Genomic DNA, 22438 nt, shown 5'->3' with positions numbered 1-22438 from the left:
CTACCGGTCGGCGTGGAAGTAGCCGGTGACCTCCAGCGCGGTCTCGACGACCGTGTACTCGGGGGCCTCCCGGACCGCGACCTTGGCCGCCTTCACGGTCGTCGCCGTCTTCGCCGTTTCCTCCGATGTTTCCTTCATGTCCTTCAAGGGATGCACCTGCCTTCCTGAGAGGTGGGGTTCAGGAGTGAATGCTGTGTGGCACATACACGAGCAGGACCGAACGCATCGTTCACAAGAGTGTCCGGGGTTCAGCTATGCGCCATAGAGTCGCGTCTTGTTGTGGCACGGTCAATGGTTCAGACCGAGAAGGTCGGAGCTGTATTGGCCAACTTTCCTGAACGAAGGGCCGAGGGTTACTGAACGGCCCGTCAGGAGTGGCCCTGAACCGCAGGTCACGAACGGCCGGTGGGAATGCGTCGCTCCGCTCGTTCGTTGACCATGGGAGTACCAACCGACGACGTAAGGATCGACCGCTCGTGAGCAAGGTCCCCTCCATCACTCTCAACAACGGCGTCGAGATGCCACAGCTCGGTTTCGGTGTCTGGCAGGTGCCGGACGACGAGGCGGCGAAGGCGGTCGCGACGGCCATCGAGTCCGGGTACCGGAGCATCGACACCGCCGCGATCTACGAGAACGAGACGGGCACCGGCAAGGCCGTCGCCGCCTCGGGGGTCGCCCGCGAGGAGCTCTTCGTCACGACGAAGCTCTGGAACGCGGAGCAGGGGTACGACTCCACCCTCCGCGCCTTCGACGCCTCGCTCGGCAAGCTCGGCCTCGACTATGTCGACCTTTACCTGATCCACTGGCCGGTGCCGGCCAAGGACGCGTACGTCGACACGTACAAGGCGTTCGAGCGGATCTACGCCGAAGGCCGCGCCAAGGCGATCGGTGTCTCCAACTTCCAGCCGGTGCACCTGGAGCGGCTGCTCGGCGAGACCTCGGTGGTCCCGGCCGTCAACCAGATCGAGCTGCACCCGCAGCTCGCCCAGGCGGAGTCGCGCGCCCTGCACGCCAAGCACTCCATCGCGACCGAGGCCTGGTCGCCGCTCGGTCAGGGCCGGGGCCTGCTCGAAGTCCCGACGGTCGTTGCGATCGCGCAGAAGCACGGCCGCACCCCGGCCCAGGTGGTGCTGCGCTGGCACCTCCAGCTCGGCAACGTGGTGATCCCGAAGTCCGTGACGCCGTCGCGGATCAAGGAGAACATCGACGTCTTCGGCTTCGAGCTCGACGCGGACGACCTGGCCGCGCTCGCCGCGCTGGACGAGGGCAAGCGCCTGGGGCCGAACCCGGCGGAGTTCAACCTCGGAGCCTGATCGCCGCGTACGTCTCGATCGCTGCGTATATCGGATCGCCACATACGCCGTGATCGGCGCATACAACGCGACCGCGTAAAAGGGTGCCGCCCGACCTGATCGGGCGGCACCCTTTTGTCGCTTTCGACCACAGGTTGGTCAGGGAGCAACCAAGAATGTTCATTCAAGTGCGACGACCAGGCAAAGCGTTCGACATCAAGCGATAAATTCACTTGTCCTGCACATGACCTTCCCGATGGGATCTCGAAGACCGCCTCGCGCGGCTTCACCCCACTCAGGGAGCATTCATGCGCATAGCCCGCCCCCGGACTCGTACCGCAGCCGCGACAGTTGGGGCCACCGCCCTCGCCGCCGCCGCGGTGATCGCCACCCCGCTGACCGGGTCCGCCACTGCCGCACCTGCCGTGCCGCAGGTAAAGCCCGTACCGGCTATCGCCGGGCACCAGCTGGCCCACTCGACCAGTGGCCCGCTCACCACCGAGCAGTGCCAGGCCAAGTGGAAGATCGCTTGCTACGGGCCGCTCCAGTACCGCCAGGCGTACAACCTGAACCCGCTCTACAAGGCGGGCATCACCGGCAAGGGCCGCACGATCGTGATCGTGGACTCCTTCGGCTCGCCGACGATCCAGCACGACCTGGACGTGTACAGCAAGCAGTACGGCATTCCCAGTAGCAAGGTCGACGTGGTCAAGTGGGGCAACGTGCCCACGTGGGACCCGAAGAACAAGGACATGACCGGCTGGGCCGGCGAGTCCACGCTCGACGTCGAGATGGCGCACGCGGTGGCGCCGGACGCGAAGATCGTCCTGGTCGAGACCGCGGTCGCGGAGACCGAGGGCGTCACCGGCCTGCCCGAGATGATGGACGCCGAGAAGTTCATGATCGACCACGGTGTCGGCGATGTCATCACGCAGAGCTTCGGCGCCACGGAGAACACGTTCCCCGGCTTCGACAAGGGCGACTTCTCCAGCATCAAGAACCTGCGGTACGCGTTCAAGGACGCGGCCGCCCACGGCGTCACCGTGCTCGCCTCCTCCGGTGACGGCGGCGCCACCGACAACACCGCGGACGGCAGCGGCTACTACAAGGAGCGCGTCAACTCCTGGCCGTCCTCCGACCCGCTGGTCACCTCGGTCGGCGGCACCCAGCTGCACCTGGACGACAAGGGCAACCGCCTCAGCCCCGAGAGCGTTTACAACGACAACGGGTCGGGCGGCGGCGGGCAGTCGCACGTCTTCGAGCGCCCCTCGTTCCAGAACGGCGTCCGTTCGGTCGTCGGCGACCGCCGCGGCACCCCGGACATCTCGATGGCCGCCGCGGTCAACGGTGGCGCCTGGGTGTACTCCAGCTACGACCCGACCGCCGTGGGCTGGGACGTGTCCGGCGGCACCAGCGAGGCGAGCCCGCTGTTCTCCGGCATCGTCGCCCTGGCCGACCAGGCCGCCGGGCACCGCCTCGGCGACATCCACGACGCGCTGTACTCGCTCTACAAGCACCAGGGCTACAAGCCGAGCAGCGGTCTCGTGGACGTCAACGACGGTACGAACAACAGCTACCAGGGCGTCACCGGCTACACCGCGGTGAACGGCTACGACATGGCGACCGGCATCGGCACCGTCGACGCGGCCCACTTCGTGACCGCGCTGGCCCGCGAGAGCCGCCACCACTGACCCACCGCACCCTCGCATCACGACGCCGCCGCCCGGCTCTCCGGGCGGCGGCGTCTGGGCGCCCCGGCCCTTGAGGCGCTCTCCCCCGTGGAACCCCGGGGCCGAAACGAGCATCAAGCCGGTTGGCACGGCTGCGTGGGCCGCGCCGGGAGAAGAGGTACGAGAGTGACTCAGGGGAGCGGACCGAACCGGCGGGCGGTGCTGGTGGGTCTGGCACTTGCGGCACCGGTCGTGGCGGCGGGTTGCGGCGGGAGCCACGACAAGAGTTCCGCGTCGAAGAGCCCGGCGGCACACGACTCGGGACACGACACCACGATCATGATCATCCGGCATGGCGAGAAGCCGGGCTCCGGTGATCCCGGCTTCGACGAGGCCGGGAAACAGGACAAGAAGTCGCTGACGCGGCGGGGCTGGGAGCGCTCTCACGCACTGCCCCGGCTCTTCCTCCCCGACTCGGGGGCCCCTGCGAGCGGCTCTCCAAGCGGCGCGAGCGGAACGCCTTCCGCGAGCGCCTCGGCCAACGGGGGCGGCGCGCCTACCGGTTCCGGATCGGCACTGCTCCCCCGCCCCGCGACCATCTACGCCGCGGCGGACCAGGGCCCGCACGCGGGTGCCCACCGAATGCGGCAGACGGTGACGCCGCTCGGCGAGGCCCTTCACCTCCAGGTGAACACCGACTTCCCCGAGGGCAACGAGAAGGGCCTGGCCGCCGCCGCTCTCGCGGCGACCGCCCCCGTACTCATCTGCTGGGAGCACTCCCGGATCCCGCCCATCGTCGAAGCACTGGGCGCCTCGCAGGCCACCGGGGTGCCGAAGGTCTGGCCCGATCGCTTCGACCTGGTATGGCTGTTGACGCGCCGGTCCGGTACCTGGACGTTCCGGTCGATGCCACAGCATCTGCTGCCCGGCGACGCCTCCTGAGCGAGCGTGCCGCCCGGGAACGGTGAGGTGAACGCAGCGCACCCCATGCCGCTCGGCGCCGAGCGGCATGGGGTGTCGGACCGGGATTACGTACCGGGTCAGCCGATCTGCGCTCCGTACGCCTGCAACGCGTCCGGCACCGGCTGGAAGAAGGTCTCGCCGCCCGAGGTGCAGTCGCCGCTGCCGCCGGAGGTCAGGCCCAGGGCCGTGCCGCCGTCGAAGAGCGAGCCGCCGCTGTCGCCGGGTTCCGCGCAGACGGTGGTGTCGATCAGGCCGTCCACCTGGCCTTCCTGGTACGTCACGGTGGCGTTGAGACCGGTGACCTGGCCGCCGTTGACACCGGTGGTGGAGCCGCTGCGCTGGACCTGCTCGCCGACGGTGGCGTTTGCGGCGCCGCTGATCTGCTGCGAGGAACCGTTGTACAGGTCCACCGCGCTCGGGTGGTCGATGCCGCTGGTGTAGCGCACCAGGGCGTAGTCGTGGCCCGGGAACGTGGAGGCCTCGGTGACCGCGATCTCCGAACCGCCCTGCTGGTCCGACCAGCTGGAGACCGCGTTGCCGCAGTGCCCGGCGGTCAGGAAGTACGGCTGGCCGCCCACGGTGACGTTGAAGCCGAGGGAGCAGCGGGCACTGCTGCCCCAGATCGCGTCGCCGCCCGCGATGAGCGGCTGGAAGCGTCCGGCCGTTCTCTTGAGGGTGGCCGTGTCGCCGAGGCTCTGGACCACTTTGGTGAGCTTCGCGAGCCGGTCACCGGTGACGGTGCGGTCGGCCTTGACGACCAGCTTGTTGCTGACCGGGTCCATCGACCACGAGGTCCCCGGAATGGAAGCCTTCGCCTTCAACTCCTGTCGTGAGGCGTTGAGTTGTGCCATCGAGTGCTTGACGGTACGAGGTTCGGCGCCCGCCTTGCGAACGCTGTCGGCGGTCGCGGTGTCGACCACGTTCACCACGAGCTTCTTGCTCTTGGCGTCGTAGTACGAGCCTGCCGTGCGACCCGTGAGGGTGGTGTCGATCCGGTGTGCCAGCTGGCCCGCCGAGACGGCGGACTGCGTGTCGCCGGTCGGCGCGGGGGCCGCGGTGGCGTTCTGCATCGTCAGGGTCGCGCCGAGCGCCAGGGCTCCCGCCGCGGCGGTGGCCGCGCGCCGGCCGGACATCCATCGCTGCTTCAACTCGAAACCTCCTGTGGGGGGTTGAGCCCGGACGCGGGTGTTCGCCGGGCCCGATCGGCGCGATGGCCCGTACGCATCGGCCGGGATCCCCGACGCTTATCGCGTTCATGCCAACTCGCCGCGTCGAGTATCCCCACCCTTGCAGTTTGGCGCAAGTAATGAACTCGCCTGATATGTAAGGGGGTTGGCGGAACTTGCGGGAAGGGTGGGGCGGCACACGGAGGAGTTCCGGCCGTTCGTGAGAGAACTTGGGTGGCCCGTAAGGGAGTTGAGGCGAGCCATCGAGAGCCTCGACCGGTGGGCCGGTCGGGCCCGCCATACCCCCGGTGGCCGACCAGAATGAAGCCCCCTGAGAGCGCTCCCGGGCGCGGCACGGCATGCGGAGGCGGTCCGCGAACTGCACACACGGGAGCGCTCTCACAGCCGCGAAGCGAGGCAGCGACCGATGGCCGAGACCGTCAAGCCGCAAAGCGAGGCGCCGACGGCCGAGACCGCCTGGCCGGACCGAGGGCCGGGCGCTACGGCTTCGCGAGGCCGATATGCACCGACTTGGCCGCCAGCATGAACACGTCGGGGCGGTTCGCGAGCCCCTGCGGGTCGGCCGGGTCGAGCAGCCGGTCGAGGGTGTCCAGGTCCTCCTGCGACAACCGGTCGGCCATCGACTCCCGGCGCCGTGCGAACCCCGCGATCACCAGCTCCCGTACGGACGCGCCGATCGGCGCGGGGTGGTCGGCCAGGTAGGAACGGGCTCCGGCGGGCTCAAGGCCCGCGTCGGTGAACAGCGCGGCCCAGTCCTCGGTCTCTTCCTTCGCGCCCGGCAGCCCGGCACGCATGTCCGCGAACCACTCCTCGGTCGTGACCTCCATCCGGGCCTCAAGTCCGGGCCGACCGATACCGAAATCGCGCGGAAGATGACGGGCCTGGAGGCCGCCCTCGACCAGCAGCAGCGCGCCGCCGGGACGCAGCAGCCCCGCGAGTGCGGCCAGGGCCGCGCGCTGGTCGCCCATGTGGTGCAGCGAGTTGCCCAGCCAGATCAGGTCAGCCTGCCCCAACTCGTCCAGTTGGCCCGGCACTTCGGCCTCCAGAGTGCGGACGCGGGCGGCCAGGCCGAGGCGTTGGGCGCGCTCCCGGGTGCGCTCCAGGAGCGCGGGCGTCGGATCGACGGCCACGACCTCCGCCTCCGGGAAGGCCTCGGCCAGCAGGCAACTCACGACTCCTGGCCCGCTGCCGATGTCGAGGATGCGCCGGATCCCGGCAGCCGGCCGCAGCTCGGCGACGCGCGCCGCTGCCTGCCGGTACACGGACGCGAGTGCCTCGGCCTCGCTCTCCAGGAAGGGCGCGATGCGGTCCCAGTCGAGGTCCGGGGTGCCGTGACCATGCTCATGGTTCGGCCCGTGGGCGCGGGGGGAAGCATGCTCACCGCGCCCGGCCCGGCCACCGCGCGGGGCATGGCCGTCGGACGGGGCATGGCCGTCGGACGGGGTGTGGCCGTCAGGCGGGGTGTGGCCAACGTGTGAGGTGTGACCGACGTGCGGTCCGGTGCCTCCTGGCGATGCGGGGTCGTCGTGCCGGCGCCCCGCAGGGGCGGCGGCCTCGTCATGCTGTTCCTGAGAGCGCTTCATCCGCCCACATTTACTCAGCCGTCGCCGAAACCGGAAGCTCATTTGCCGTTTCTGCAAAGGGTCCGGTGTTCCTGGGGGCTGACGCCGCGGACCCGCTTGAAGGCGGCGCTCAGTGCGAACGCCCCGCTGTATCCGACCTGCCGGGCGATCGCCTCGACCGTCGCGTCTGTTTCCCGCAGCCGGTCGGCGGCGAGCGCCAGGCGCCAGCCCGTCAGGTACGCCATCGGCGGTTCCCCCACCAGCTCCGTGAACCGCCGCGCGAAGCCCGCCCGCGAGACCCCGCACTTCGCGGCGAGCGAGGCCACCGTCCACGGGTGCTCGGGGCTGTTCTGCAGCAGCCGCAGCGCCGGCCCGACCACCGGGTCGCCCAGCGCCCGGTACCAGGCGGGTGCGTCCGCGCCGGGCCGCGCGAACCAGGAACGCAGCACCGCGATGAGCAGCAGATCGAGCAGCCGGTCGAGCACGACGCTCTGGCCGGGCTCGTCGCGGGAGATCTCATCGCCGAGCAGCGGCATCAGCGAGCAGTTCCACTCCTCGGCCGTCAGCAGCACCAGCGGCGGCAGTGCGTCGAGGAGCCGTCCGCTGATCTCACCCTCCATCAGATATGTGCCCACGAGCATGGTGGCCGAGCCGTCCGGGGCGTTGCCCCAGGTGCGTACGCCCAGGTCCATCGAGTCGGAGAGCGCTTCCCCACGCAGCGTGGTGCAGGTGCCGCCGGGGCCGATCCGGGCGAACGGCGCGAGCTCCGGGGAGTGGGTGACGGTGTACGGGTCGGGCCCGCGCACGATGACGATGTCACCGGGGGTGATGCGCACGGCGTCGCCGTTGTCGGGCACGATCCAGGCCTCGCCCGCCGCCATCGACATGAGGCAGATCGGCGCGCGGTCCTCGATCCGCACGGACCACGGGGGTTCCATCACCATGCGCAGCAGGAAGGCTCCTCTGGCTCGCGGTCCGTCGAGCAGTCCGGCGAGTGCGTCCATGGCGTCAGCGTAGAGCGGGCCGGGGCGGCGTGCGGCGTGGACGAACGCGTATGGGGATTGGCCTCTGACGCATGGAGAGTCCAGCGCCGCCCGACGACTCTGGACCCATGACGAACACGACGGAAGACCTTGAGCAGGCGGGCGGGTCGGCAGTGGCGGAGGGCTTGGCGCGGCGGACGGTGGTGGTGACGAGCGGCACGGGCAAGACCGGCCGCCGGGTGGTCGGGCGGCTTGCCGCTCGGGGGGTGCCGGTCCGGTCGGGGTCGCGCTCCGGCGAGGTCCGCTTCGACTGGGCGGACGACTCGACGTGGGACGCCGCGCTGCACGGCGCGTATGCCGCGTACGTCGCGTACTACCCCGACCTCGCGGCGCCGGGGGCGCAGGACGCGATGCGCCGGTTCGGCCGGATCGCGGCGGCGCGTGGGGTGCGCCGGGTCGTCCTGCTCTCCGGGCGGGGCGAGCCGGAGGCGGTGCTGGCCGAGAGCGCTCTCCGCGAGGCGTACCCGGACCTGACGGTGGTCCGCGCCGCGTTCTTCGCGCAGAACTTCAGCGAGGGCGCGATGGCCGAGGGCGTGCTGGCCGGAACGGTGGCCTTCCCGGCCGGTGACACCGCCGAACCGTGGGTCGACGCCGACGACTTGGCGGATGTCCTGGTCGCCGCCCTCACCGAGGAGGGCCACGCCGGGCAGACGTACGAGCTGACGGGGCCGCGCCTGCTCACCTTCGCGGACGTCGTGGCGGAACTGTCCCGCGCGACGGGCCGCGAGATCCGCTATGTGCCGGTATCGGGTGCGCAGTACGCGGAGTTGCTCACGCGGTACGGGATGCCCGAGCCGGATGCAGCGTGGCTGGCCGGGCTGTTCACCGCGCTCCTCGACGGCCACAACGCGTCCACGACGGACGGCGTGCAACGGATCCTGGGCCGCGAGCCCCGCGACTTCGCGGACTTCGCCCGGGACTCGGCCGCGGCGGGCGACTGGCAGGGGTGATGCCGTCGGCACGCTGGGCGGCGAGGGCCACTTTGCGGATTGGCCGGGCGGGGCGCGCGTGGGAGGGCTCTCAGCGCCCGCGCTGCTTCAAGCCCCCTTCCTCAGCGCCAGCAACCGGTACTCCGGGTCCGCCCGGGGCCGTTCCGGATCCGGTAGTGCGGCCAGGGATGCGGCCAGCTGCTCTGCGGGCGGGCCGGTCAGGGTCAGCCAGGATGTGAAGCGGCCGCGCCGGACGGTGTCGGCGGCGGCGAGCGGGGTGCGGCCCTGGCCGTGGCCGCGGAAGTGGGCCTCGGCCACCGGGGTCAGTCCGTGCCGGGCGGCGTACGACTCGATGAGGCCGGCCTGGTCGGAGGCGGTGCCGGTGCGGTGCGGGGTGAGGAGCGTGTCGATGTCGGAGCCGACATCGTGGGCGACGTCCTTGTCGACGGTGGCGATGAACACTCCGCCGGGCTTCAGTACGCGTGCCGCCTCGGCCACGATGAGGTGTGCCGTGTTCCGGGCCAGGTGGAGCAGCCACACCGCGCTCACGGCGTCCAACGACTCGACGGGGAAAGGGAGTTGGCCGACATCGGCCAGTACGATCCGGGGGCCGACCCGGGCGGCGGCGACGCGCGCCATGCCGGCCGAGGCGTCGGCTCCGTAGACACGCAGGCCGGGACGGTTCAGGCGCTGGGTGACCAGTCCGGTGCCGCAACCGATGTCGAGCAGGGTGCGGGCGGTGCCGGGGACGAGCCCGAGGACGGCCGCGGCGGCGGCTTCGGCCCGGGGCACGCCGCCGCGCGTGGCATCGTATCGGGCCGCTTCCACGTCGTAGTCCAGCATGCGGCTCACTGTACGAGTGGGGTCATCCGGCGCCGTGACCGGGGGCGATCTCCTCGATGCGGTGGGCGAGTTGGAAGTCCCGCTCGGTGAGTGCGCCGCCCACGGCGTGGGTGTTCACGGACAGGGCGATCGTGTTGTAGCCGAGGGTGAGGTCCGAGTGGTGGCCGAGCTCCTCCTGGACCTGGGCGACGTGGACGACCATGGCGGTCGCGGCGAAATGGCTCGCGAGGTGGTAGCGGCGGGAGATCCGGTCGTGGCCCTCCGACAGCGACCAGCCGGGAAGCTCGCGCAGCCGGTCCTCGATGTCCTTCTGCGACAGCGGCTCAAGGGACATGTCCGGAATCTCCTTACGAGGTGGTGACACGACGGAGTGGAGCAGTGACCGGAAGGCTCCACATCCGTAGCGTCTCCTCTATGCGTGTACTTGTCACGGGAGGCGCGGGCTTCATCGGCTCGCACATTGTCACAGCGCTGGCCGCACACGGCCATGAGCCGCTCGTCCTGGACCGGGCGGTCCGGCCGGAGGACGACGTCTGCGATCCGGAGGCCGTCGCCGAGGCGCTGCGCGGCGTGGACGCGGTGTGCCATCAGGCGGCGATGGTGGGTCTAGGCACCGGTTTCGCCGATGCGCCCGCGTATGTGAGCTGCAACGACCTCGGCACCGCGGTGCTCCTCACGGCGATGGCGGACGCCGGGGTGCGGGAGCTGGTCCTCGCGGGGTCGATGGTGGTCTACGGGGAGGGCCGCTATGAGTGCGCCGCACATGGTGTCGTTTGCCCGGGACCGCGGCCGGTGGAGTGGCTCGACTCCGGGCGCTTCGAGCCACAATGCCCCGACTGCGAAGCAGAGTTGACCCCCGGTCTGGTCGACGAGGACGCTCCCCTCGACCCGCGCAATGTGTATGCGGCGACCAAGCTGGCGCAGGAGCATCTGGCGGCGGCCTGGGCGCGGGCGACCGGCGGGCGGGCGGTGTCGCTGCGCTACCACAACGTGTACGGGCCGGGGATGCCCCGCGACACGCCCTACGCGGGGGTGGCCTCGTTCTTCCGCTCGGCACTGGCCCGGGGCGAGGCGCCGCGGGTCTTCGAGGACGGCGGCCAGCGCCGGGACTTCGTACACGTACGCGATGTGGCGGAGGCGAACGTGGTGGCGCTGGAAGCGCTCTCAAGCCGCCCGCCCGACGTGCTCACCGCGTACAACACGGGCAGCGGGACTCCGCACACGGTCGGCGAGATGGCCTCGGCGCTGGCCTGGGCGCACGGGGGACCCAATCCTGTGGTGACGGGCGAGTACCGGCTCGGCGACGTACGGCACATCACCGCGGATTCGACGCGGCTGCGGAGCGAGCTGGGGTGGAAGCCGGTGGTCGGTTTCGGGGACGGGATGGCGGAGTTCGCCGCGGGAGAGTAGGGAGGGCGGGGAGGGCAGGCGGATAAAGCGCGCCCAGGGGGCGCGGCGCCACCTCCCGGCGGGCCCTTTCCCTCGGGGGGGGGGGGGGGGGGGGGGGGGGGGGGGGGGGCGCGGGCGCGCCCGGCCCCCCCCCCCCCGGGGGGGCGGGGGGGCCGGGGGGGGGGGCGCGGCCCCCCCCCCCCCCCCCCCCCCCCCCCCCCCCCCCCCCCTACGCCGGCGCCGCCGGGAGGGTCAGCTCGAAGCGGCAGCCGCCTGCCACGTTGCGTACTTCGGCGCGTCCGGCGTGGGCCTCCACGATGCCGCGGACGATCGCGAGGCCGAGGCCCGCACCGCCGGGCGGGGTGCGGGCCGCGGTGCCGCGCCAGCCGGTGTCGAAGACGCGGGGCAGGTCGTCCTCGGAGATGCCGCCGCAGCCGTCGGTGACGGAGAGCGTGACCGCGCCGCCCCGGTCCTCCGCGGCGACCGCGACGGTGCCGTCGGCCGGGGTGTGGCGGATGGCGTTGACCAGGAGGTTGGCGAGGACCCGGGTCATTTCCTTGCCGTCGACCTCCACCGGCACCGCGTCGACGCGCTCCCCCACGAGGCGTACTCCGTGTTCCCGGGCCAGCGGGTCCGCGCCCGCCAGTGCGTCTCCGATCAGGTCGTGGACGGACATCCGGGCCGGGTTGAGCGAGAGGGCGCCGGCGTGGATGCGGGAGAGTTCGAAGAGGTCGCCGACCATGGAGTTGAGGCGTTCGACCTCGGTTCTGATCTGCCGGAAGTAGCGGTCCGGGTCCTTGGCCATGCCGTCTTCGAGGGCCTCGGCCATCGCGCGGAGCCCGGCGAGCGGGGTGCGCAGGTCGTGCGAGATCCAGGCGACGAGTTCGCGCCGCGAGGTTTCCAGGGCCCGCTCCCGCTCCCGCGACTCGGTCAGCTTCGCACTGGTAGCCGCCAACTCCCGGCTGAGCGCGGCCAGTTCGGCGGTAGCGGGGCCGGTAGGGGCGTCGAAGCTGCCGCCGTCGCCGAACGAACGGGTGGCGAGCGCGAGGCGGCGGCTGCTCGCGACGACCCGGCGGCCGAGCAGCAGGGCGGTGGCGAGTGAGGCGACCGCGGCCATGGCGACGACCACGGTCACCACCGTCAGGTCGTGGGAGTTCAGCAGCATCGCCCAGGCGACGGCCAGCGTGCCGGCGAGCATCGCGAGGACGGCGACGGCCGCGACGACGGCCACGGACGCGGTGAGCGAGCGGTGCCGCAGGAGCCGCAGGGCGAGCGCGCCGCCGAGCCCGGCGGCCGCCGCGCCGAGGAACGCGTACAGCGCGATGAGCAGGACGTCACCCATGGTCGACCCCGTTCAACCCGACGACGCCGGCATCGACAGCCTCAGCCTCTCCCTCGCCATCACCCTCCGGTTCGGACTCGAAGCGGTAGCCGACGCCCCACACCGTGCGGATCAGGGCGGGTTTCGCCGGATCGGTCTCGATCTTGCCGCGCAGGCGGCGGACGTGGACGGTCACCGTGGACAGGTCGCCGAACTCCCAGCCCCACACCTCATGCATCAGCCGCTCTCGCGAGATCGCCTCACCGGGGCGGGCGAGGAGGTAGGCCAGGAGGTCGAACTCCCGCAAGGTCAGGGCCAGTTCGCGGCCGTCCTTGGACGCGGTGCGGGCGGCCGGGTCGAGCGCGATGCCGGAGCGCGACATGCGCGGGCCCGGGCGGACCGTGGCGGTGCGGGCGCGGCGGAGTACGGATTCGACGCGGAGCACCAGTTCGCGCGGGCTGAAGGGCTTCGTGACGTAGTCGTCGGCGCCTATCTCCAGGCCGAGGATGCGGTCGTCCTCGTCACCCCGCGCGGTCAGCATGATCACCGGCACCGGGACCGTGGCGCGCAGCCTGCGGCAGACCTCCAGGCCGTCCATGCCGGGCAGCATCAGGTCGAGCACCACCAGGTCGGGGCGGCGCCGCGCGGCCGCGCGCAGGGCGGCGGGGCCGTCGGCTGCGAGGTCGACGGCGTGGCCGGCGCGTTCCAGGTACCCGGTGACGACCTCGGCGACGGTGGGGTCGTCGTCGACGACCAGGATGCGGCTCTCGGTGCTGTGCATGGCATCCAGCGTCGCACCGCTCGGGGGCGTCCGTCTGCGCCGGGTGGGCCCCGGGTGGGCGATGTCCGCGTTTCGTAAGAACCCGAAATCCGTTTTGCCCGGTTTGGATTCGTACGGTGAGGGCGTGACTGAATCCCCTTCCGCACCGTGTGCGGTGACCGTGGACGTCGTGCTGCCCTGTCTGGACGAGGCCGAGGCGCTGCCCTGGGTGCTGGCCCGGATCCCGGACGGCTGGCGGGCCGTCGTGGTCGACAACGGCTCGTCGGACGGCTCACCCGAAGTGGCGCGCGCCCTCGGCGCGACCGTCGTGCACGAGCCCCGCCGGGGGTTCGGCGCGGCCTGCCACGCCGGGCTGCTCGCCGCCGAGGCCGAGTACGTCTGCTTCTGCGACTGCGACGCCTCCCTCGATCCCGCCGAGCTCGTCCCCTATGTACAGGAGGTGGCGTCCGGCGCCGCCGATCTGGTGCTCGGCCGACGGCGGCCGCAGGGGCTGGGCGCCTGGCCGCTGCACGCTCGGGCCGGGAACCTGGCGCTCGCGCGGATGCTGCGGCGCCGCACCGGGCTGCGGCTGCACGACCTCGGACCGCTGCGGGCGGCGCGCCGCGAGGCGCTGCTCGGGCTCGGGCTCACCGACCGGCGCAGCGGCTACCCGCTCCAGATGGTGGTGCGCGCGGCGGACGCGGGGTGGCGGGTGGCCGAGCGCGAGGTGCCGTACCGGCCGCGCACGGGGAGGTCGAAGGTCACCGGGACGTGGCGGGGCACCTGGCAGGCGGTGCACGACATGCGTCAGGTCCTCGCCGAGCCGCCCGCGCAGGCGTCCGCGACGGCGGGTGCCCGATGAGCGGGCCGACGGCCGGAACGGGCCGGGGCACGGCATCGGGCACGACGCTGCTCGTCCTCGCGAAGGCCCCGGTGCCCGGCCGGGTCAAGACGCGGCTGACCCCGCCGTACACCCCCGCGGAGGCGGCCCGGATCGCCGAGGCCTCGCTCGCCGACACGCTCGACGCCGTGCTCGCCACCCCGGTACGCAGAAGGGTCCTGGTGCTCGACGGCGAGCCGGGGCCGTGGCTGCCGGAGGGCATCGAGGTGCTGCCGCAGTGCGCGGGAGGGCTGGACGAGCGGATCGCGGCCGCGTTCGCGACGTGTACCGGGCCCGCGCTCCTCATCGGCATGGACACCCCGCAGGTGAGCCCGGCGCTGCTCGCGCCCGCGCTGGCGGCGCACGGTCCGGGCGATGCGTGGTTCGGGCCGGCCGAGGACGGCGGGTTCTGGGCCCTGGGTCTCACCGAGCCCGACTCCTCGCTGCTGCGCGGGGTTCCGATGTCGGTGCCCGAGACCGGGCGTGTACAGCGGCAGCGGCTGCACGACGCGGGGCTCGTGGTACGAGAGCTGGCGCTGCTGCGGGACGTGGACACCGCGCGGGACGCCCGGCTTGTGGCAGCCGAGGCCCCGCACGGCCGCTTCGCCCGGTCGCTCAAGGGCGGGACACCGCCGACGGCGAGAGCACGCTCGGCCGAGGCCGGAGCACCGGCCATGGCGAGAGCGCTCTCGACCACCACCAACCCCTCGCAAACCGGACCCCGCCCATGATGCGAGCGCTCTCCGCCGCCGCACCCCCGGCCTGGCACGCCGACCCCTATACCGATGCGCTGCGCTCGGGGCGCGGTCCGCTGTTTCTGCGCAGGTCCGACGGCTGGCTGCTTCCGCTGGAGGTCGAACGCTGGTGTGCGGAACCGGACTTGGCGGACCGGACGGTGCTGCGCCGCTGCCGGGGTGCGGTCCTCGACATCGGCTGCGGTCCGGGCCGGCTGGTGGCGGCGCTGGCCGCCGAGGGGGTCGCCGCGCTCGGGGTCGATGTGAGCCCCGAGGCGGTCCGGCGTACCCGGGCCCTGGGCGGGAGTGCGCTGTGCCGTTCGGTCTTCGACCGGCTGCCCGGCGAGGGCCGGTGGGACACCGCGCTGCTGTTGGACGGGAATGTGGGTATCGGCGGCGACCCGGCCGCGCTGTTCGCCCGGGCTGCCCAACTCGTCGCGCACGGCGGCCTGTTGCTGGTCGAGGCGGCCCCGTACGAGATCGACGAGCGGATCCTGGTGCGGATCGCCGACGCGCGGGGTGCGACGGGAAGCGACTTCCCCTGGGCTCGGCTCGGCACCAACGCGCTGCTTGCCTGCGCCTCTCCCCTGGGCTGGCGCCCGGCCGGGCGGTGGACCGCGGCGGGCCGACCGTTCGTGGCGTTGCGGCGCGGGTAGCCGGCGAGTGGAAGGGCGGGGCGGGGAGTCGACCCCGCCCCGCCCTCCACCTGTTCAGGCCGTGCTACAGGCTTGTGCTCAGGTCAGCTCACGTTGACCGCGGTGTCGTCCACCACGAACGACGTGGCCAGGCTGCTGTCCTCCACACCGTTGAACTTGATGGTCACCGTCTGCCCCGCGAACGAGGAGAGGTCGAAGGACTTCTGCGCGAAGCCGGTGTTCGCGTTGAGGTTGGAGTAGCTCGCCAGGGTGGTCGAACCGGCCGTCACCGTCAGCTTGTCGTAGGCGGTGGTGGTGGTCGTCTCCTGGGTATCGATGTGGAGGTAGAAGGTGAGGGTGGCGTGGCAGCCGGCCGGGACGGTCACCGACTGGGAGAGCGTGTCGGTGTGGCTGGAGCCGTAGCCGTCGAGCCAGGCCTTCCACGAGCCGGAGTGCGCCGCCTCACCACTGGAGTTGTCGATGACGCCCGCGGTCGCCGTCCAGGGAGCGGCGCTGCCGGTCTCGAAGCCGGGGTTGCCGAGCAGCTGGGCCGGGGTGCAGCCGCCGCCCGGGGTGGTGACGTTCCAGGTGAACGACGTGGAGCCGCTGGCGTTGGTGGAGTCCTTGGCGGTGACCGTGACGCTGGAGGAACCGGCGGCGGTCGGGGTGCCGGAGATCAGGCCGGTGGAGGCGTTGATGGACAGCCCGGCCGGGAGCCCGGTGGCACTGTAGGTCAGCGACTGGCTGCTGTTCGAGTCGGTGGCCTTGATCTGGAGCGAGGCCGCGGTGTTGACCTGGGTCGACTGGCTGCCGGGGTTGGCCACCGAGACGGTGTTGCCGGTGCTGGTGCCGCCGGTGAAGGCCGCGGTGCCGTTGGGGGTGCCGAGGCCGGTCGGGCCGTCGTAGCCCGGGCCCGCCGTGCACAGGTAGCTCGGGCTGCAGCTGCCGTTGGCGCCCGAGGTGACGTCGTTCAGCGAGGACGCGTGGGCGTACGGGTAGGACGCCGGGTTGGTGTTCGCGGCCGGGGTGCCGGCGAGGGCGTACACGCCCGCGATGATGGGCGAGGAGGCGCTGGTGCCGCCGTACACGTTCCAGCCGGTCGCCTGGTAACTGTCGTACACCGCAAGGCCGGTGGCGGGGTCGGCGACCGCGGAGACGTCGGCGACGGTGCGCTTCGAGCAGCCGGTGTCGGTCTGCCAGGACGGCTTCGGGTCGTACGCGGAGCAGCCGGAACCGGCACCCTGGCCGCCGGAGCTGGTGCCCCAGACCGACTCGGACCAGCCACGGGAGTTGCTGGCGCGGCTGAGCGAGGTGCCGCCGACGGAGGTGACGTACTGGGAGGCGGCCGGGTACTCGACGCCGTAGCCGCTGTCACCGGAGGAGACGGTGATGGCGACACCCGGGTGGTTGAAGTAGCTGGAGTCCGAGGTGGGGTCGGTGGCGTCCTCGCTGCCGCCGTAGCTGTTGGAGACGTACTTGGCGCCCATGGTGACCGCGCGGTTCACGGCGGTGCCGAGGTCGGCCATGGAGGCGCTGGTCGCCTCGACGAGCAGGATGTGGCACTGCGGGCAGACGGCGCTGACCATGTCGACGTCGAGGGAGATCTCGCCGGCCCAGCCCGAGTCGGCGGTCGGGTAGCTGGTGCCGCCGTTCTGGTCGACCTTCTTGAAGCAGCCGTTGGCGGTGGTGCAGGCGGGCAGTCCGTACTGCGAGCGGTAAGTGGCCAGGTCCGACTCGGCGTTGGGGTCGTCCTGGGCATCCACGATCGCCACGGTCGCACCGGATCCGGCAGTGGCCGGCAGAGCGTAGGCGCTCTGCAGATCGGTGGGTCCGTAGCCGGAGGGTGCGGCGGCCGGGGATATGCCGAGGTGGTGCTGCACATCGGTGCGGGCAAGTGCCAGGCAGGCCATCATCCCGGCCTTGGCGGGCTGGGCGCACAGCCGCTGGGTGTTGGCGGGCTGGCTGCCGGAGTGGGCGGCCGCGGCGACGGACGGGGCCGCGGCGATGAGTCCGCCGGTGACCAGGGCCACGGCTGACAGAACGGCCGTGGAGACGCTGCCGGTCAGTCTGGCGAGGCCGAAGGGTCTCTTCGAGTACAAGGAACTGCCCTCCATGGGGGATTGGTTCGCCGGATCAGGGCGAGCGGAGGTGCCGGTGTCTGGGTGTTCGACGGGGTGGATCCGGCGCATTCGGCAGTACGTGTGTGATGCGATCGGCGGTACGTGCGGTCCGATCGCGGGTGCCTGTGCGATGCGATCGGCGGTGCGGGTGCGGTGCGATCGGCAGTGCGCGTGATCGACTGGTGCGGCTGTGCGTGATCAGCGCGTGCGGCGTTGCGCGATCAGCTCGTGCGGGTTGGCGCGGTCAGCTCGTGCGGCGTTGCGTGATCGGAACCTTGCCGCTGCTCGTGATCAGCACACGACGGCCTTACCTGGTCGGCGCACGGCGGCTTGCATGATCGGTGCATGACAACGACACCTCGCGAAACTGCCACCCGCTTCAGTGGTGGCACGATTGAAGGTAGCGACGGCTGTCGGGGGCGACAACAGCCCGTTGGTAAGCCGCAGGCAAAGCCTTTCCCTCGAAAGGGGATGGATCACCGGGTGAACCGACCGGGAAGTCCAAAGGATCTCGGAGCCGCTCCGAGCCGGGTGTACGTGTATACGGTGGCGGGCAGCAAGCCGAGGAGGACGTGCATGGAGCATGATGAGGAGTCGGTCAACGACCTTGTCGAGCTGGGACTTTCGCGCTACGAGGCGCGGGTCTACCTCGCCCTGGTCAGGCGCGACTCGTACACGGCGGCGCAGGTGGCACGGGAGGCCGAGGTGCCCCGGCAGCGCATCTACGACGTGCTCGACGGGCTGGTCCGCGCCCGGCTCGCGGTGGCCCACCGGGGCCGGGTCGCCACGTTCACCGCGGTCGCCCCGGAGCTCGCGCTCACCCGGCTGATGCACCGCCAAAGGGAGTCCCTGGAACGGCTGGAGAGGCTGTCGGCGGGGCTCACCTCAGTGCTGCTTCCGCTGTGGGCGGACGGCCGGGCGCTCACCGATCCGCTCGACTACATCGAGGTGCTGCGCGATCAGCGGCAGATCGCCGAGCGCTTCGCGGACATCCAGGAGCAGGCCGGATCCGAACTCCTCACCTTCTGTATGCCCCCGTTCGTGGCGCCGGCCGCCAACACCAGTGGGATCAAGGCGACTCGGCGGCTGAGGCGCGCCAAGGGCACGGTGCGGGCGGTGTACACGCAGGACGCGCTGGCCGACGAGGAGGTGCTGGAGAACGTGCGGCGCTTCGCCGAGGCCGGGGAGGAGGCCCGCTTCACGGAACGCCTTCCGCTGAAACTGGTCATCGCGGACGCCTCGTTGGTGCTGTGCGACATGCCGGACCCGGTGGCGGGGACCGGCTCCACGACCGCCCTGTACATCGAGCATCCGGCACTCGCGGCCTGTCTGCGCCTCGCGTTCCAGAGCGTGTGGGACGCGGCGGCGCCGATGCGAGTGGCTTCGCCCGCCCCGGGCTGATCCCGGAGCCCGTCCCGCGCTCCCCCGCATCAGTCGCCAGAAGCGCGCGGCCTGCGCGTCGTCCACCACCCCCTGGCCCGGCGCGCCGCCCCGAGCAGCAGCGCGAGGGCCGCCACCACCGCGAGGGAGACCAGCAGGCCGCGTACGTAATCCAGCGGCAGGACGGTCGAGTTGGCCGTCGGCAGCGGGCGGAGCAGCACCGGCAGGGCGACCAGGGTCAGACAGCCCGCGGTCAGCAGGGTGCCGCGCAGCAGGCCGCGGATCTTCAGGCCGCTGATCAACAGGCCCGCGACGAGGACGAGCGGCGCGATCACCCCGTCGTGCAGGACGACGGCCCCGGCCAGCCAGACCAGGACGTCCCAGTGCGTGGTCTGCTCCCAGACCAGCAGGCCACCGAGCGCCATCAGGGCAACTCCCGCCGCTCCAAGGACCGTTCGCATCACAGCACCTCCAGCCGGGTGACCCACTTGGTCTGGAGCACGCCGGGACGGTTCGGCGCGATGATGCGGGCCGGGTAGCCGTGGTCCGGGGTGAGGGTCTGCCCATTGAGCTTCAGGGCGAGCAGGGTGAGCGGGTCGTGGGCGTACTCGCGGCCCATCTCCGTCACCCGGTACGCGCCGTACTGCTCCAGCGACACCACGCGGATCCGCGCATGGGGTGGCGCGCCGGCCCTGTGCAGCAGGTCGGTCACGCGCACACCCGTCCAGTGGGCGGACTTGCTCCACCCCTCGACGCACGCGATGGGCAGGACGGATTCGTGCTGGGTGAGTGCGGCGAGTTCGGCGAGGGTGAGGGTGTACGGGTGTGGCCCCAGCACCGTCAACCGGTAGGCGCCGACGTCGACGTGGCCGACGCCGGCCGCCGTCGCGGTCCGGTTGACCGGGAGTCCCAGCGGGCCGTGGTCGGGGTGGCGCGGCGCGAGCACGTCGAAGGACTTCAGGGGGGTGAAGGACTGGCCCACGGTGGTCAGGGTGACCGCGCCGGCGGCGGCCGCCACTCCGGTCAGGAAGGAGCGCCGGTCGGGGCCGTCGGCTGCGGGAAGCGACAGCGTGCCGGGCGATGTGCTGCCCCAATGCGCTCTGATCTCCGGGTACTTGACGGCCACGTGCAGCAGCAGCGCCCCGGCGAGCAGCCACGCCACCGCGAAGTGCACCGGCACGAAGGAGAACGGCCAGGGGTACCACTGCACCGTGTTCAGAAGCCCGGTGAGCAGTTCGAAGACCGCGCCCGCGACGAGGACCGCCACCGAGAGCCGCTCCAGCGCGTGGCGCACCGAACGCAGCGGCGGCCACGCGAACAGCTTCGGGTACACCGTCCACAACTTGGCGAGCAGCAGCGGAATCGCGGCGATACCGGCCGCGATGTGCAGGCCCTGGGTGAACCGGTACCCCCAGACGGGTCTGCTGGGCAGGGTGTCCGCGAGCCATCCGGGCGGATGCTGGAGGTAGTGGCTGATCAGTCCGGTGCCGAAGCACACCGCGATCGCGACACCCAGCCAGCGGCCGGTCGAGGTCGCCGTACGCGCATCGTGCAGCCTGCCCTTGAAGACGGGCGGCCGCAGCGCGGGAAGTCGTGGCTTCATGGCTCCATCCCACCCCGGCCGACCGCGGTTCAGGAGGGCTCGACACCTTACGGTTCGCGAACGCCGCCGCCCGGCACGGGAATGCCGTGACGCAATCCGTACCGTGACAGAGGCACGGATATGTGGTTACGATCTTCGGGCAGCATCGCGTGTCGGTCACCGGCCGGGTGAGACATGGAGGTGTCTGTGAGATGCCTGTTGGAGGCATTCCACCGTGTCAGTACAGTTGAATCACACGATCGTCCACTCCCGAGACAAGCGGGTCTCCGCCGAATTCCTGGCGGAGGTTCTGGGCCTTGCGGTCGGCAAGGAATGGGGACCGTTCATCCCCGTCGAGACCAGCAACGGAGTCACCCTCGACTTCGCGACGGCCCCCGAGGACACCCCGATTACGGCGCAGCATTACGCATTCCTCGTGTCCGAGGAGGAATTCGATGCGACATTCGGCCGGATCAAGGCGATGAATCTTCCCTACTGGGCGGATCCGTTCCAGCAGCGGCCCAACGAGATCAATCACAACGACGGCGGCCGCGGGGTGTATTTCCCGGATCCGTCCGGACACGGGCTGGAAATCCTGACCGTTCCGTACGGCGGCTGGCAGTAACCAACCCTTCCTGATCCGCCCCCGTCGTCCACCGAACCTTACGGTTCGCGGACGGCGGGGGCGGCCTGCCGTACGGAGCGGCTCCGAGCTGCGAGGCTCGCGGGGTGACCCATGGACGTACCGTACGCACCGCCGCCCTGCTCGCCGCACTCGTCGCCGTGCTCGTGTTCACCATCCGCTACGACCGCCATGCCTCCGATCCGGGCGGGCTTTCGTGGTGGTACGCGGCCGCCTGGCTGCTGTTCGCCGCGGCCACCCGGTCGGTGCGGAGGGTGCCGGTCCGTCACCGTGCCGCGCTGATCGTCGCGGGTGGCATCGCCGTCGCCGCGACCGGCCTCCTCGCTCCCCCGCGCACCAGCACCGACGCCTACCGGTACGCCTGGGACGGCCGGGTGCAGGCGGCCGGGATCTCCCCGTACGACCATGCGCCGGGCGACCGCGCGCTGAGCGGGCTGCGCGACAGCTGGCTGTTCCCGACCGGCCGGGCCCAGTGCTCGCTGCCGGACCGGGCCTCGGTGGACGGCGGCTGCACCCGCCTCAACAGGCCTTCCGTACACACCATTTACCCGCCGGTGGCGGAGGTGTACTTCCTGCTGGTGGACGAGGTCTCACCGCCTTCCGCCCGTCTCGAACCGCTCCAGATCGGCGGTGCGCTGTGCGCGGTGGGCACCACGCTCGGGTTGCTGCGGGTGCTGCGGCGCCGCGCTCCGGACGGGATGCCGGGCTCCGTGGCGGGCGCCGCGTACTGGGCGTGGTGTCCGGCGGTTCCCGTGGAGGCCGTCAACAACGCCCATGTCGACGTCCTGGCGGTGCTGGTGACGGTCGCCGGGCTCGGCGTGCTGACGGGCGGGTCCGGCTCCTCGGTCGGGCGGCTGCGTGCCGCGGCTGGCGGGGCTCTGCTCGGTGCGGGCGTCGCGGTGAAGCTGCTGCCCGCCGTCGTACTGCCCGCGGTGCTGCGGCGGCGCCCGGTGGCCGTGCTCCTGTCGGTGGTCGGCGTGATCGCGCTCTCCTACCTTCCGTACGCGCTCGCCTCGCACTCCTCGGTGTTCGGCTACCTCGGCGGCTACACCCAGGAGGAGGGGTACGACGACCCGTCGACGCGGGGCCGGTTCGCGCTGCTGCGCCTGCTGCTCCCGGACAGCTGGTCCCTGCCGGTCACGGCGGCCGCGCTGCTCCTGGTGACGTGGTACGTCGTGCGACGCGGGGACGCCGAACGCCCTTGGTCCGGTGGGCTGTTGCTGCTCGGCTGGTCCTTTCTGCTGCTCACCCCCGGCTATTCCTGGTACGCGCTGCTCCTGGTCGCGCTGGTGGCGCTCGACGGGCGGTGGGAGTGGCTCACCGTCGCGGCGGCGACCGCGACCGCCTATGTGACGGCACCGGTCGCGCCGGGCTTCCCCGTGGCGACGACGGCGTACGCGGCCGCCGCCTGCGCGGTCCTCGCGGGCTGGGCGGTGCGGCGCCGCGCGGGGCAGGGTTCGGGGCGTCCGGGGGCGTTGTCAGTGGAGCGGGTTAGTGTCTGAGCT

22 protein-coding genes are annotated in these 22438 nt (G+C 71.7%); 11 read left to right on the top strand and 11 right to left on the bottom strand.

Annotated elements, in window-relative coordinates; genetic code table 11:
- Positions 1-138, bottom strand: a complete 138-nt coding sequence (locus tag ACIBK6_RS24455; RefSeq protein ID WP_399053465.1) for a pyrroloquinoline quinone precursor peptide PqqA — start codon at positions 136-138, stop codon at positions 1-3.
- A 338-nt stretch (positions 139-476) separates the two neighbouring features.
- Here ACIBK6_RS24455 and ACIBK6_RS24450 point away from each other — a divergent pair, with 338 nt between their 5' ends.
- The 3 genes from ACIBK6_RS24450 to ACIBK6_RS24440 all read left to right on the top strand — a co-directional run bounded on the left by ACIBK6_RS24450 (position 477) and on the right by ACIBK6_RS24440 (position 3904).
- Positions 477-1313, top strand: coding sequence for an aldo/keto reductase (locus ACIBK6_RS24450; RefSeq protein WP_399053464.1), 837 nt, complete (start codon positions 477-479; stop codon positions 1311-1313).
- Between the two features lie 287 nt (positions 1314-1600).
- On the top strand, positions 1601-2983 hold the full coding sequence (locus ACIBK6_RS24445) for a S8 family serine peptidase (RefSeq protein ID WP_399053463.1): 1383 nt from the start codon (positions 1601-1603) through the stop codon (positions 2981-2983).
- Positions 2984-3148: 165 nt separating this feature from the next.
- Complete coding sequence (locus ACIBK6_RS24440; RefSeq protein ID WP_399053462.1) at positions 3149-3904, top strand: hypothetical protein; 756 nt, start codon at positions 3149-3151, stop codon at positions 3902-3904.
- Positions 3905-4002: 98 nt separating this feature from the next.
- Here the strand turns inward: ACIBK6_RS24440 and ACIBK6_RS24435 are convergent, their stop codons facing one another.
- The 3 genes from ACIBK6_RS24435 to ACIBK6_RS24425 form a co-directional block, all read right to left on the bottom strand.
- Positions 4003-5058 (bottom strand): S1 family peptidase, encoded by a 1056-nt coding sequence (locus tag ACIBK6_RS24435; RefSeq protein WP_399053461.1) that lies wholly within the window; start codon positions 5056-5058, stop codon positions 4003-4005.
- Between the two features lie 533 nt (positions 5059-5591).
- Positions 5592-6695 carry a class I SAM-dependent methyltransferase gene (locus tag ACIBK6_RS24430; RefSeq protein WP_399053460.1) on the bottom strand — a complete coding sequence of 368 codons (1104 nt, stop codon included), beginning with the start codon at positions 6693-6695 and terminating at the stop codon, positions 5592-5594.
- A gap of 38 nt (positions 6696-6733) precedes the next feature.
- A complete protein-coding gene (locus ACIBK6_RS24425; RefSeq protein WP_399053459.1) occupies positions 6734-7678 on the bottom strand; it encodes a cupin domain-containing protein in 945 nt (314 codons plus the stop codon).
- A 107-nt stretch (positions 7679-7785) separates the two neighbouring features.
- Here ACIBK6_RS24425 and ACIBK6_RS24420 point away from each other — a divergent pair, with 107 nt between their 5' ends.
- On the top strand, positions 7786-8667 hold the full coding sequence (locus ACIBK6_RS24420; RefSeq protein WP_399053458.1) for an NmrA family transcriptional regulator: 882 nt from the start codon (positions 7786-7788) through the stop codon (positions 8665-8667).
- An 87-nt stretch (positions 8668-8754) separates the two neighbouring features.
- On the opposite strand, the gene ACIBK6_RS24415 is transcribed toward ACIBK6_RS24420, so the two are convergent.
- Together ACIBK6_RS24415 and ACIBK6_RS24410 are read right to left on the bottom strand one after the other, a co-directional pair.
- Positions 8755-9489 carry a class I SAM-dependent methyltransferase gene (locus ACIBK6_RS24415; protein WP_399053457.1) on the bottom strand — a complete coding sequence of 245 codons (735 nt, stop codon included), beginning with the start codon at positions 9487-9489 and terminating at the stop codon, positions 8755-8757.
- A gap of 22 nt (positions 9490-9511) precedes the next feature.
- Positions 9512-9823: a 4a-hydroxytetrahydrobiopterin dehydratase gene (locus ACIBK6_RS24410; RefSeq protein ID WP_399053456.1), complete on the bottom strand. Its 312-nt coding sequence runs from the start codon at positions 9821-9823 to the stop codon at positions 9512-9514.
- Between the two features lie 80 nt (positions 9824-9903).
- Here ACIBK6_RS24410 and ACIBK6_RS24405 point away from each other — a divergent pair, with 80 nt between their 5' ends.
- Positions 9904-10899, top strand: a complete 996-nt coding sequence (locus tag ACIBK6_RS24405) for an NAD-dependent epimerase/dehydratase family protein (protein ID WP_399053455.1) — start codon at positions 9904-9906, stop codon at positions 10897-10899.
- A gap of 208 nt (positions 10900-11107) precedes the next feature.
- Here the strand turns inward: ACIBK6_RS24405 and ACIBK6_RS24400 are convergent, their stop codons facing one another.
- Positions 11108-12220, bottom strand: coding sequence for a sensor histidine kinase (locus ACIBK6_RS24400; RefSeq protein ID WP_399053454.1), 1113 nt, complete (start codon positions 12218-12220; stop codon positions 11108-11110).
- Positions 12213-12980 (bottom strand): response regulator transcription factor, encoded by a 768-nt coding sequence (locus tag ACIBK6_RS24395; RefSeq protein ID WP_399053453.1) that lies wholly within the window; start codon positions 12978-12980, stop codon positions 12213-12215. The genes ACIBK6_RS24400 and ACIBK6_RS24395 overlap by 8 nt, the downstream gene beginning before the upstream one ends.
- Before the next feature lie 124 nt (positions 12981-13104).
- Between ACIBK6_RS24395 and ACIBK6_RS24390 the strand changes: the two genes are divergently transcribed.
- The 3 genes from ACIBK6_RS24390 to ACIBK6_RS24380 are packed head-to-tail and all read left to right on the top strand — an operon-like array spanning position 13105 to position 15229.
- The gene (locus ACIBK6_RS24390; protein WP_399053452.1) at positions 13105-13821 is read left to right on the top strand and encodes a glycosyltransferase family 2 protein; all 717 of its coding nucleotides are present in this window, start codon (positions 13105-13107) and stop codon (positions 13819-13821) included.
- Entirely contained in the window at positions 13818-14570 is a 753-nt protein-coding gene (locus ACIBK6_RS24385) for a DUF2064 domain-containing protein (RefSeq protein ID WP_399053451.1), read from the top strand. Before ACIBK6_RS24390 ends, ACIBK6_RS24385 begins: the two co-directional genes overlap by 4 nt.
- Entirely contained in the window at positions 14567-15229 is a 663-nt protein-coding gene (locus ACIBK6_RS24380) for a class I SAM-dependent methyltransferase (protein WP_399053450.1), read from the top strand. Before ACIBK6_RS24385 ends, ACIBK6_RS24380 begins: the two co-directional genes overlap by 4 nt.
- A gap of 83 nt (positions 15230-15312) precedes the next feature.
- On the opposite strand, the gene ACIBK6_RS24375 is transcribed toward ACIBK6_RS24380, so the two are convergent.
- Positions 15313-17307: a putative Ig domain-containing protein gene (locus tag ACIBK6_RS24375; protein ID WP_399053449.1), complete on the bottom strand. Its 1995-nt coding sequence runs from the start codon at positions 17305-17307 to the stop codon at positions 15313-15315.
- Between the two features lie 597 nt (positions 17308-17904).
- Between ACIBK6_RS24375 and ACIBK6_RS24370 the strand changes: the two genes are divergently transcribed.
- Positions 17905-18729, top strand: coding sequence for a TrmB family transcriptional regulator (locus tag ACIBK6_RS24370; protein WP_399053448.1), 825 nt, complete (start codon positions 17905-17907; stop codon positions 18727-18729).
- A 29-nt stretch (positions 18730-18758) separates the two neighbouring features.
- Here ACIBK6_RS24370 and ACIBK6_RS24365 read toward each other — a convergent pair whose 3' ends face one another.
- The gene (locus tag ACIBK6_RS24365) at positions 18759-19169 is read right to left on the bottom strand and encodes a hypothetical protein (RefSeq protein ID WP_399053446.1); all 411 of its coding nucleotides are present in this window, start codon (positions 19167-19169) and stop codon (positions 18759-18761) included.
- Positions 19169-20311 (bottom strand): molybdopterin-dependent oxidoreductase, encoded by a 1143-nt coding sequence (locus ACIBK6_RS24360; RefSeq protein ID WP_399053445.1) that lies wholly within the window; start codon positions 20309-20311, stop codon positions 19169-19171. Before ACIBK6_RS24360 ends, ACIBK6_RS24365 begins: the two co-directional genes overlap by 1 nt.
- 214 nt (positions 20312-20525) lie before the next feature.
- Here ACIBK6_RS24360 and ACIBK6_RS24355 point away from each other — a divergent pair, with 214 nt between their 5' ends.
- Together ACIBK6_RS24355 and ACIBK6_RS24350 are read left to right on the top strand one after the other, a co-directional pair.
- Positions 20526-20915: a VOC family protein gene (locus tag ACIBK6_RS24355; protein ID WP_399053444.1), complete on the top strand. Its 390-nt coding sequence runs from the start codon at positions 20526-20528 to the stop codon at positions 20913-20915.
- A 104-nt stretch (positions 20916-21019) separates the two neighbouring features.
- The gene (locus tag ACIBK6_RS24350; protein ID WP_399053443.1) at positions 21020-22435 is read left to right on the top strand and encodes a glycosyltransferase 87 family protein; all 1416 of its coding nucleotides are present in this window, start codon (positions 21020-21022) and stop codon (positions 22433-22435) included.
- Positions 22436-22438 lie beyond the last annotated feature (3 nt).

The organism is Streptomyces sp. NPDC050485 (genome assembly GCF_044458185.1).
GTDB lineage: Bacteria > Actinomycetota > Actinomycetes > Streptomycetales > Streptomycetaceae > Streptomyces.
This window is presented reverse-complemented; position numbering and strand designations above follow the sequence as displayed.